Annotated in this window: 11 protein-coding genes and 2 tRNA genes; 8 read left to right on the forward strand and 5 right to left on the reverse strand. The window is 62.2% G+C overall.

Translation table 11 applies throughout. The features are described from left to right. The first annotated feature begins 612 nt into the window (after positions 1 to 612). Positions 613 to 921 (forward strand): BA14K family protein, encoded by a 309-nt coding sequence (locus NKI38_RS32660; protein WP_352664899.1) that lies wholly within the window; start codon positions 613 to 615, stop codon positions 919 to 921. 69 nt (positions 922 to 990) lie between these two features. Here NKI38_RS32660 and bhcR read toward each other — a convergent pair whose 3' ends face one another. Beyond that, complete coding sequence (gene bhcR, locus NKI38_RS32665) at positions 991 to 1,812, reverse strand: HTH-type transcriptional regulator BhcR (RefSeq protein ID WP_352664901.1); 822 nt, start codon at positions 1,810 to 1,812, stop codon at positions 991 to 993. Positions 1,813 to 2,027: 215 nt separating this feature from the next. Between bhcR and gcl the strand changes: the two genes are divergently transcribed. The 3 genes from gcl to NKI38_RS32680 all read left to right on the forward strand — a co-directional run bounded on the left by gcl (position 2,028) and on the right by NKI38_RS32680 (position 5,767). Next, positions 2,028 to 3,809: a glyoxylate carboligase gene (gene gcl, locus NKI38_RS32670; protein WP_352664903.1), complete on the forward strand. Its 1,782-nt coding sequence runs from the start codon at positions 2,028 to 2,030 to the stop codon at positions 3,807 to 3,809. Between the two features lie 14 nt (positions 3,810 to 3,823). Continuing rightward, complete coding sequence (gene hyi / locus NKI38_RS32675) at positions 3,824 to 4,621, forward strand: hydroxypyruvate isomerase (protein ID WP_352664905.1); 798 nt, start codon at positions 3,824 to 3,826, stop codon at positions 4,619 to 4,621. A gap of 228 nt (positions 4,622 to 4,849) precedes the next feature. Continuing rightward, on the forward strand, positions 4,850 to 5,767 hold the full coding sequence (locus NKI38_RS32680; protein WP_352664907.1) for a 2-hydroxy-3-oxopropionate reductase: 918 nt from the start codon (positions 4,850 to 4,852) through the stop codon (positions 5,765 to 5,767). 118 nt (positions 5,768 to 5,885) lie between these two features. Here NKI38_RS32680 and NKI38_RS32685 read toward each other — a convergent pair whose 3' ends face one another. Then, entirely contained in the window at positions 5,886 to 6,734 is an 849-nt protein-coding gene (locus tag NKI38_RS32685; RefSeq protein WP_352664909.1) for a TrmH family RNA methyltransferase, read from the reverse strand. Between the two features lie 198 nt (positions 6,735 to 6,932). Between NKI38_RS32685 and NKI38_RS32690 the strand changes: the two genes are divergently transcribed. Next, a tRNA-Tyr gene (locus NKI38_RS32690) sits at positions 6,933 to 7,017 on the forward strand. Positions 7,018 to 7,105: 88 nt separating this feature from the next. Next, a tRNA-Gly gene (locus NKI38_RS32695) sits at positions 7,106 to 7,179 on the forward strand. A gap of 75 nt (positions 7,180 to 7,254) precedes the next feature. Here the strand turns inward: NKI38_RS32695 and NKI38_RS32700 are convergent. Beyond that, positions 7,255 to 7,713 (reverse strand): YidB family protein, encoded by a 459-nt coding sequence (locus NKI38_RS32700; protein WP_352664911.1) that lies wholly within the window; start codon positions 7,711 to 7,713, stop codon positions 7,255 to 7,257. Positions 7,714 to 7,842: 129 nt separating this feature from the next. Here NKI38_RS32700 and NKI38_RS32705 point away from each other — a divergent pair, with 129 nt between their 5' ends. Then, positions 7,843 to 8,100: a GlsB/YeaQ/YmgE family stress response membrane protein gene (locus NKI38_RS32705; protein ID WP_352664913.1), complete on the forward strand. Its 258-nt coding sequence runs from the start codon at positions 7,843 to 7,845 to the stop codon at positions 8,098 to 8,100. Positions 8,101 to 8,187: 87 nt separating this feature from the next. On the opposite strand, the gene NKI38_RS32710 is transcribed toward NKI38_RS32705, so the two are convergent. Beyond that, a complete protein-coding gene (locus NKI38_RS32710; RefSeq protein ID WP_352664915.1) occupies positions 8,188 to 8,325 on the reverse strand; it encodes a hypothetical protein in 138 nt (45 codons plus the stop codon). 135 nt (positions 8,326 to 8,460) lie between these two features. Beyond that, entirely contained in the window at positions 8,461 to 9,348 is an 888-nt protein-coding gene (locus NKI38_RS32715; protein ID WP_352664917.1) for a DMT family transporter, read from the reverse strand. A 314-nt stretch (positions 9,349 to 9,662) separates the two neighbouring features. Here NKI38_RS32715 and NKI38_RS32720 point away from each other — a divergent pair. Further along, the coding region (locus NKI38_RS32720; protein WP_031249078.1) for a GTP-binding protein at positions 9,663 to 9,763 on the forward strand (101 nt) is incomplete at its 3' end.

Consider the following 9,763-nt stretch of genomic DNA (forward strand, 5'->3'; position numbering starts at 1 on the left):
CCGAAAAATGATCTAGAATTGAATGCGAGTGGCAAGCGTGGCGTGACATCGAGGGCTCCGCAAATCACGAAGCCCCTCATGAATCACATTCGCATCCCATACGCACCTCCCGTTAACCCGAAGCGATTGCCCTGCGATAGGGGGCATGGCAGCTTGGCGCATGCATTGTCTTATGCGGCGCTGGTCGACCCCCACTCCGTCTCGGCTTCGCCGAGCCACCTCTCCCCCGATCGACGGGGTAGAGGAAAGGCGCCAAGCTTTTGCCGTCAACGCTCGTCCAGCAACGCTCCTTTCCTTTCCCTCCGGAGGGGGGAAAGGTGGCGCTGCGAAGCAGCGACGGATTGGGGGAACCACGTGGCAATTAGGCCTCGGGCCGATCAGCCACCTCAGTCACAGCAGATATGTGCATAGCGTAGCCCCCGAAAGGGGGGAGATTGGCCGCATCAACGTCCTCGCCAAGCTCTTGCAGGTCGCCGTCAGCACGACCTCCGTCCATGCAATTTGGCCGGCTCCACAAAAATCGAAAAAAGATTCGAACCTTTTTCCTCGCCGCGACGACAGATGATCAAGAGGCGGATGGATCGCCTCGGTCAACGAAGCAAGGAGATCGTCATGTTCACACGCACACTCGTTTCCGGCGTCATCGCCACCGCCGTCGCCGCCAGCACACTGCTCGGCACCGTCCAGCCCTCGGCTGCTCACAGCCATCACCACAATCGCGAAATCGGTATCGGCATTGCCGCCGGCGTTGGCGGTTTCGTGCTGGGCAGCCTGCTCTCCCAGCAGCCCCGGACCGTCTATGTCGACGAAGACGGCGGTTCATGGCACGTCCGCCGCTGCTACGATCGCTACGCGAGCTACGACGTCGACTCCGACACCTATGTCGGCCACGACGGTTATCGCCACTACTGCCGTCTTTGAGAGGAGGTGGCTTCAATCAGCTGTAAAGAGGGGCGCCCCACCGCCTCTCTTTTCGCTGTTCGTATGATCTCAGACCGAGCTGACGCCGCCGATCATCCTGGTTACCTCGGCCGCGGCATCGCGCACCAGCGGGCCGATCTCGGCCAGCCGCTCCGGCGTCACCCGCACGGTCGGCCCTGAGACCGAGACGCCGCCGATCGGCTCGCCGAATTCGTTGAAGATGGCCGCCGCCACGCAGCGCATTCCGGGGTGCCGCTCCTCGTCGTCGACCGACCAGCCGCGCAGCTTGATCCTCGCCAGATCGTGGGCGAGGGCCGTAATGTCGGACAGCGTCCTGTCGGTGAAGCGCTGCAGCCCTGCCTTGCGCAAGATGACACCGACGCGCTCCGGATCGAGATGCGCCAGCACCGCCTTGCCGATGCCGGACGCATGGAACGGGCTGCGCGTCCCCGGCCGGAAGAAGGCACGGATCGCCTGGTGCGTCTCGACCTGGCTGACGAAGACCACGCAGTCATCCTCGGCGACGCCGAGATTGGCGGTCTCGCCTGACCTCTCCATCAGTTCCTGCATGACGACGCGGGCGCGGTCGACCAGCTTGCGGCGGCGCAGGAACGCCGCGCCCATGCGGTAGGTCTCGACGCCGATCGACCACAGCTGGTCGCTGGTGTCGAATTCCACCATGCCGTGGTTTTGCAGCGTCGTCAGCATGCGGTAGGCGGTGGAGGCGGCAAGCCCGCTTTGCGCTGATATCTCGCTCAGCGACAGGCCGCTGCCCTCCGCGACGATGGCCAGGATGCGCAGCGCCCGATCGAGCGACTGCACCGAGCTGGCCTCTGATGGCCCGTTTAAAGCGCGCGGCCGGCCGCGCTGGCGTTTTTCGGTCGTTTCCATGGCGCCATTCTCAGCCGATTTCGCCAGACACACAATGAAAAAGTTTTTCACTCGATCGAAGGGATGAATTCCTGGAAAACGAAAAATCCAGTAAAATCAGCATACAGACGCCGTTTTCTAGAAATGAAAAAATATTCTGAAAAAATTGAAAAATAGCCGGGATGCTGACATTCTTAGCCAATCCAAGAATGACAAACCCTATGGAGGGCTGGAAAATGGCCAGGATGCGCGCTGTCGATGCCGCGGTTCTCGTTCTCGAAAAGGAAGGCATTTCCTGCGCTTTCGGCGTGCCGGGCGCGGCGATCAATCCGTTCTATTCGGCGATGAAGGCGAGGGGCACCATCCGCCATGTCCTTGCCCGTCATGTCGAGGGCGCCTCGCACATGGCGGAGGGCTATACCCGCGCCAAGGCTGGCAATATCGGCCTGTGTATCGGCACGTCGGGTCCGGCCGGCACCGACATGATCACCGGGCTCTATTCGGCCGCGGCCGATTCCATTCCGATCCTGTGCATCACCGGCCAGGCGCCGCGCGCGCGGCTGAACAAGGAGGATTTCCAGGCTGTCGACATATCAGCCATCGCCGCGCCGGTCGCCAAATGGGCGGTCACCGTCATGGAGCCCTATCTTGTCCCCATGGCGCTGCAGAAGGCCTTTCATCTGATGCGCTCGTCGCGGCCGGGCCCGGTGCTGATCGACCTGCCGGTCGACGTGCAACTCGCCGAGATCGAGTTCGACATCGACGCCTATGAGCCGTTGACGCCGTTCAAGCCGGCCATGACGCGCGCCCAGGCCGAAAAGGCACTGACGATGCTCAACGCGGCGGAAAAGCCGCTGATCGTCGCCGGCGGCGGCATCATCAACGTCGATGCGTCGGATCTGCTCATCGAATTCGCCGAAATCTCCGGCGTGCCGGTCATCCCGACCTTGATGGGCTGGGGCGCGATCCCCGACGACCACCGGCTGATGGCCGGCATGTGCGGGCTGCAGACGTCGCATCGCTATGGCAACGCGACGATGCTGGAAGCCGACTTCGTCTTCGGCATCGGCAATCGCTGGGCCAATCGGCACACAGGCTCCGTGGATGTCTACACCAAGGGCAAAAAGTTCATCCATGTCGATATCGAGCCGACGCAGATCGGCCGTGTCTTCGCGCCGGACCTCGGCGTCGTCTCGGATGCGGGTGCAGCGTTGAAGATGCTGCTCGACGTCGCCACCGAGTGGAAGACGACTGGCAAGCTGCGCGACTGGTCCGGCTGGGCGAAAGAGTGCCAGGGCCGCAAGAAGACGATGAAGCGCAAGACGCATTTCGACCAGGTGCCGCTGAAGCCGCAGCGCGTCTATGAGGAGATGAACAAGGCGTTCGGTCGCGACGTCACCTATGTCACCACGATCGGCCTGTCGCAGATCGCCGGCGCGCAGTTCCTGCATGTCTACAAGCCGCGCAACTGGATCAATTGCGGCCAGGCAGGCCCGCTCGGCTGGACCTTGCCGGCAGCCCTTGGCGTCCGCGCCGCCGATCCCGACCGCACCATCGTGGCGCTGTCGGGCGACTATGATTTCCAGTTCATGATCGAGGAACTGGCAGTTGGCGCGCAGCACAAGCTGCCCTATCTCCATGTCGTCGTGAACAACGCCTATCTCGGGTTGATCCGCCAGGCGCAGCGCGGGTTTTCGATGGATTTCGAGGTCGATCTCGCCTTCGAGAACATCAACCGATCAGGCGAACCGGAGGCCGGCTATGGCGTCGACCACGTTGCGGTCGCCGAAGCGATGGGCTGCAAGGCGGTCAGGGTGCGCAAGCCGGAAGAGTTCGCCGCCGCCTTCAAGGAGGCGCAGCGACTGATGAAAGAACACCGGGTGCCGGTCGTGCTCGAATTCATCCTCGAACGCGTCACCAACATCTCGATGGGCACCGAGATCGACAAGATCACCGAATTCGAGGACCTTGCCGAACATCAGGAAGACGCGCCGACGGCGATCGTCATGCTCGACTAAAGAGGACAAAAAGAATGCCGCGTTTTTCAGCCAATCTTTCGATGCTCTTTGGCGAGCATGACTTTCTCGACCGTTTCGATGCCGCCGCCCGCGCCGGCTTCAAGGGCGTCGAATATATCGGCCCCTATGACCATACGTCCGATGTGATCGCGGCCCGATTGAAGAAGAACGGCCTGACCCAGGTGCTGTTCAACCTGCCGGCAGGCGACTGGGGCAAGGGCGAGCGCGGCATTGCCGTGCTGCCGGACCGTGTGCCGGAATTTCGCCAGGGCATCGCCAAGGCGATCGCTTATGCGCAGGCGCTCGGCTGCCAGCAGGTCAATTGCCTGGCCGGCATCGCGCCCAAGGGCGCCGACCGCAAGGTGCTGGAGGATGTCTTTGCCGAAAACCTCGCCTTCGCGGCGGAGAAGCTGGAGCAGGCCGGCGTCAGGCTGCTGATCGAGCCGATCAACACGCGCGACATTCCGGGCTTCTTCCTCAACTATTCCGATCAGGCGCTCGCTCTCATCGACCGCATCGGCTCGAAGAACCTGTTCCTACAATACGACATCTATCACATGCAGATCATGGAGGGGGATCTCGCCCGTACCATCGAGGCAAACCTCGGCCGCATCGCGCATATCCAGCTTGCGGACAATCCCGGCCGTCATGAGCCGGGGACGGGCGAGATCAACTATCCCTTCCTCTACGAGCACATCGACCGCATCGGCTATTCCGGCTGGGTCGGGGCGGAATACAAGCCAAAGGCCGGCAGCGAGGCCGGGCTGGGCTGGTTCAGGGAACTGGCCGGGCAGGGCAGCGCGGCGGCTTAGCGGCTATCGCAGTAGAAGTCGCGTTCCTTCGCGCCCCCCTCTGGCCTGCCGGCCATCTCCCCCACGGGTGGGGAGATCGGCAGCTTCGGCGCCGGCCTTTGATTTTCTGACGCTCGAAAATTGGCGAAGGCAGCGGCGACATCCAATCTCCCCCCTTGTGGGGGAGATGTCCGGCAGGACAGAGGGGGGCGTGACAGAACGCGGCCTAACAAGAGACGGAGAACCACAATGGAAACCATCGGCTTTATCGGCCTCGGCATCATGGGCGCGCCGATGGCGGGGCATCTGCTGGATGCGGGCTATAAGGTCATCGCCAGCGACCATCGATCGAAACCCTCGGCGGATCTCATCGCCAAGGGTCTTACATCAGTCACTGGCCATGCCGCCGTAGCCAAGGCCGCCGACATCGTCATCCTGATGGTGCCGGACACACCGCAGGTCGCCGACGTGCTGTTCGGCGACAACGGCGTCGCCTCCGGTCTGTCGAAGGGCAAGCTGGTCATCGACATGAGCTCGATCTCGCCGATCGAGACCAAGATCTTTGCCAGGAAGATCAACGAGCTGGGCTGCGACTATCTCGATGCGCCGGTCTCGGGCGGCGAGGTCGGCGCCAAGGCGGCATCGCTGACCATCATGGTCGGTGGCGAGGAAAAGCCGTTCGAGCGCGCCAAACCCGTCTTCGAGAAGATGGGCAAGAACATCACCTTGGTCGGGCCGAACGGCGTTGGCCAGACCACCAAGGTGGCCAACCAGATCGTCGTCGCATTGACCATTGAAGCCGTCGCCGAAGCGCTTGTTTTTGCATCGAAAGCTGGCGCCGACCCGGCCAAGGTCAGGCAGGCGCTGATGGGCGGGCTGGCCGCCTCGCGCATTTTGGAAGTGCATGGCGAGCGCATGGTCAAGCGCACCTTCGCGCCGGGTTTCCGCATCGAACTGCACCAGAAGGATTTGAACCTCGCGCTGGAGGGCGCGAAAGCGCTCGGCGTGTCGCTGCCCAATACGTCCACCACGCAGCAGCTGTTCAACGCCTGCGCGGCCAATGGCGGCGCAAACGAAGATCATTCGGCTCTGGTCAGGGCGCTGGAGCGGATGGCGAATTTCGAGGTTGGCAGCCAGGCGGCCGAAACCCGGGGCAAAGCGGCATAGGTCGGGAGGGGGCGGCGCAACGTTCCCAAGCCGCCACTTCTTGTCCTGCTCAAGAACGGGTTCCGGCGTCTGTCGCTGGAGCCCGTTTCTTGTTTCGAGATGTTTCGCGACAGGCGCTTTAGCCGCGCTTCAAAAATGTCCGCGCCACGTAAAGGCTGATCGCCGCGGCATTGGATACGTTGAGCGAATGGATCGCGCCGGGCATGTCGAGCCGCGCCAGCGTCGTCACCGTCTCGCGCGTCTTCTGGCGCAGGCCCTTGCCCTCCGCGCCCAGCACCAGCGCTATTCTATCACCGGCAAAGCTGGTTTCGAGCTCCGCCGGCCCGTCCGAATCGAGGCCAATGGTCTGGAAGCCGGCCTCGTGCAACTGGCTAAGTGCGTCGGCGAGGTTCTTCACCTCGATTTGGTCGATGTGCTCCAGCGCGCCGGAGGCGGATTTCGCCAGCACGCCAGATTCCTGCGGGCTGTGGCGGGCCGTGGTGATCAGCGCGCCGGCGCCGAAGGCCACCGCCGAGCGCAGGATGGCGCCGACATTGTGCGGATCGGTGACCTGGTCGAGCACCAGCACCAGCTTGGCATCACCAAGTGCATCGAGCCGCTTGGGCTTCAGTGGCTCGGCCTCGATCAGCACGCCCTGATGCACGGCGTCCGACCCGGTGATCTTGTCGATGTCCCTGGGCTCGACCAGTTCCGTCTTGAAGGGCAGGGCGGTGAGATCGGCGATTTCCAGGCGCTCGGCTGCGTTGCGCGTCACCAGCATCTTCCTGATCTTGCGGCGCGGATTGTCGAGTGCGGCGCGCACCGTATGCAGGCCATAGAGCCGCACCAGGCCATCCGCGGCATTTTCGCCCGGCGGAACCGGCTGTCGAGGCCTGAACGCCGGCGCGCCGCCGCTTTTCTCGTCGCGATAGGCGCGGCGCAGCTTGGCGTAATGGGTGTCTTTGGGGGTGTTGGTTTTATCGCTCATGGCTGGCTTCTATAGCGGTCTCCTCCGGTCAAGGATATGGCCCGTCGCCGCAGCCGGCGAACAGAAACGAAAAACCCTGGTTGCGCGGTTGACACCCAATGGGCTTGCCGCCATAAGGCGCTTCGCTGGTTTCGGAGAACACTTAACTCGGGTCCGGACTGGCGTGAATGCCTCGTTGCATGGCTCCGGCGGCAGACTGGAGAGGTGCCCGAGTGGTTAAAGGGGACGGACTGTAAATCCGTTAGCTTAGCTTACGTTGGTTCGAATCCAACCCTCTCCACCACTGCCGGCCCGGAAGCCCTGAAACGCGAAAGAATCGGACTGAAAAGTGCATGGCGCTTTTCGAGTGAATCCGGTACTTCAGGTAAGGCGCGGGTATAGCTCAGTGGTAGAGCAGCAGCCTTCCAAGCTGAATATGCGGGTTCGATTCCCGCTACCCGCTCCAGACACTCATCCCTACAACCTGCCAGCGGAAACACTGCGCACAAGGCGCAGCGCTCTAATTGTGTGCGCGCCCGCGCTAGCTATTGAACGCCGACGCCACCTGATGCTGCTGCGGCACCTGGCCGTTCGGCGTCAGCCTGTCGACGATGCTTGGCAAGGCCGTGGACAGTTGCTTGAGCAGTTCCCGCTCGTCCATTCCGGTCCGTTGAGCGATCTCGCGAATGATCTGCGGGCCGATCGCATTGCCGAGATCATTGGCGTTGATCGACTGGTTCTGCCCGGTGCCGACCCAGGAGTCGGCGGTATTGCCGTGGCCGGCATTTCTGAGCTTGTCGAGCAGGCCGCCCAGTCCGCCAACCAGGCCGCCGTCGGCGGACGTGGTTTCCGTGGGGGCAGGGCCGGTAGGAGCGGGAGACTGCTCGGGCTGTTCGGCATTTCTGCCGCTCAGCATTTTTCCGACCAGCAATGCGCCGAGCGCGATCATTAGTGGTTTGGTGATGTTGCCGCCGGGAACGGCATTGTCAAAAAGTCCCATAGTGGATCCTCCATAACGACCAAGCCCGACCCTCCTCAACAATGGAGCATTCGGGCGGAATTTCAAGTTGGCTTGAGGTTTTGACAATCCTATGAAAATGTCCGGTAGGCGGGGGATGGAGAGGAAAAAATGTCAATCATCAGCTGGATCATTCTCGGCGCCATCGCCGGCTTCCTGGGCAGCAAGATCGTCAACAAGACCGGCCAGGGCATGATCATGGATATCGTGCTCGGCATCGTCGGCGCCATTGTCGGCGGCCTGATCTTCAGCGCTTTTGGCGCTTCGGGTGTCACCGGTCTCAACATCTACAGCCTGATCGTCTCCGTGATCGGAGCGGTGGTCGTCCTGTGGGCCTACCATCAGTTCAGCGGAAGACGGGCGCTCTAGCCGTCAGCCGGATCGTCTGAGGTCTCGAGAAATATTGCTGCTGGCAAGACGAACGGCTCGGGGCCGGCAAAACCAGCAGCGGCTCGCCTATGGCATCAACACTGCATCGGCGGCGGCGAAAAAGATCAGCGTCCCCGCGATGAACACCGCCCAGCCGACAAGCGACTTGCGGATGGCGGCCTTGTGCTCGGCGTCGGAGTTCTTGTTCCGGTCGAAATCGGTCATGGGGAACTCCCTTGGCTGATTGATCATGTCGCCGTCGATTGGACGGTTATTCGCCGATTAGACGATCTTTTTCGGCTCGGCAACAGCTCATGCGTGAGCGCCTGCTTGGGTGCCGAGGCTATGCGCCCAGGATGGCTAGGCGACGACGGCCAGCCGGCGCTGGCGCTGATCCAGCGAGACGATGGTCAGTCCGCTGCCGACAACCAGCAGGATGCCGCAGATCGCCAGCGCGTTGGGGAATTGCCCGAACACCAGCAGGCCTGAAATCACCGCCCAGACGGTGAAGCAATAGTAGAACGGCGCCACGGCGCTGGTCGGTCCGACGCGATAGGCCATGAAGATGAAGAAGTGGCCGAAGATCAGGAAAAATCCAGCACCGGCCATCAGCAGCAGGTGGTGCATCCCGGGCATGACCCAGCGCTCGGAAAGCAGATGCGCGGCACCGGCGCCGATCAGCACCACCACGACGGCGGAAATCGCCACGATCATCCCCGGCACCTCGGTCGCGACCCGCCTGCCGGCAAGGTCGCGTGCCGCCGCAAGTGCTGCATTGCCGAGCGCCAGCAGGGCGTAGACCGAAATGCCTTGCATGGTCGGCTGCGCCACCATCAGCGCGCCGATGAAGCCGAGCCCGATCAGCGCCATGCGCCGGCCGCCGATCCGTTCGCCAAACAGGATCGAGGAGCCGACCAGCATCAAGAGCGGCGTTATCTGTCCAAGCGCGGTGGAATCCGCGATCTGCATGTTGGCGAGCGCCACGACATAGCAAAGGATCGCCGCCAGCTCGAGCAGGTTCCTGCGCAGCACATGGCGGTCGAAGATCAGCGGGATCTGCTTGCCGTAGCCCAGCACGAACAACAGCGGGAAGCCCCAGAGCGCTGCCGCCGCACCGCGCAGAAACAGCACTTCATAGGACGGCAGGCCTGCCGTCGCGAGCTTCATCATCGTGTCGTTGACGAGATAAGATCCCGTCGAAACGATCATGAACAGCGGGCCACGGATTGAGGGCGGGATGAAATGCATCCGGTCAGGAGATCAGACCTCGATGACTTCAGCAATGGTCCATGGCCTGGCCATGAATCAGACAGGGACTGGGCAGGCGAGACAACGCTATCGCGGCATCGATCGATCGGCTCGCCACCCATTTCATTTCGCGGTGCGCCTCCCTATATCAGCGCCACATCCCCGCAATCGGATCGATGGTTCGGACTGAGTGAGACGGCACCCGGCCAAAAGACGCTTGTGTTTTTTGGCCTTTGTCGCTAATCGCCCCGCATTCGACTGAACTGAAGGTCTTCGACCGAACTGAAGATCCGGGCCGTCCAAGGAAAGAGACTATGGCAAAAGGTAAATTCGAGCGTAACAAGCCTCACGTGAACATCGGCACGATTGGCCACGTCGACCATGGCAAGACGTCGCTGACGGCTGCGATCACCAA

The sequence above is a fragment of the Mesorhizobium sp. M0621 genome (assembly GCF_040320745.1).
Lineage (GTDB): Bacteria > Pseudomonadota > Alphaproteobacteria > Rhizobiales > Rhizobiaceae > Mesorhizobium.

Excerpts from the sequence above, each read along its gene's own strand:
- hyi (WP_352664905.1), top strand. The coding sequence starts at position 3,824 with ATGCCGCGTTTTTCAGCCAATCTTTCGATGCTCTTTGGCGAGCATGAC.
- NKI38_RS32715 (WP_352664917.1), bottom strand. The coding sequence starts at position 9,348 with ATGCATTTCATCCCGCCCTCAATCCGTGGCCCGCTGTTCATGATCGTT.
- NKI38_RS32680 (WP_352664907.1), top strand. The coding sequence starts at position 4,850 with ATGGAAACCATCGGCTTTATCGGCCTCGGCATCATGGGCGCGCCGATG.
- bhcR (WP_352664901.1), bottom strand. The coding sequence starts at position 1,812 with ATGGAAACGACCGAAAAACGCCAGCGCGGCCGGCCGCGCGCTTTAAAC.
- NKI38_RS32685 (WP_352664909.1), bottom strand. The coding sequence starts at position 6,734 with ATGAGCGATAAAACCAACACCCCCAAAGACACCCATTACGCCAAGCTG.
- NKI38_RS32660 (WP_352664899.1), top strand. The coding sequence starts at position 613 with ATGTTCACACGCACACTCGTTTCCGGCGTCATCGCCACCGCCGTCGCC.
- NKI38_RS32700 (WP_352664911.1), bottom strand. The coding sequence starts at position 7,713 with ATGGGACTTTTTGACAATGCCGTTCCCGGCGGCAACATCACCAAACCA.
- NKI38_RS32705 (WP_352664913.1), top strand. The coding sequence starts at position 7,843 with ATGTCAATCATCAGCTGGATCATTCTCGGCGCCATCGCCGGCTTCCTG.
- NKI38_RS32710 (WP_352664915.1), bottom strand. The coding sequence starts at position 8,325 with ATGACCGATTTCGACCGGAACAAGAACTCCGACGCCGAGCACAAGGCC.
- gcl (WP_352664903.1), top strand. The coding sequence starts at position 2,028 with ATGGCCAGGATGCGCGCTGTCGATGCCGCGGTTCTCGTTCTCGAAAAG.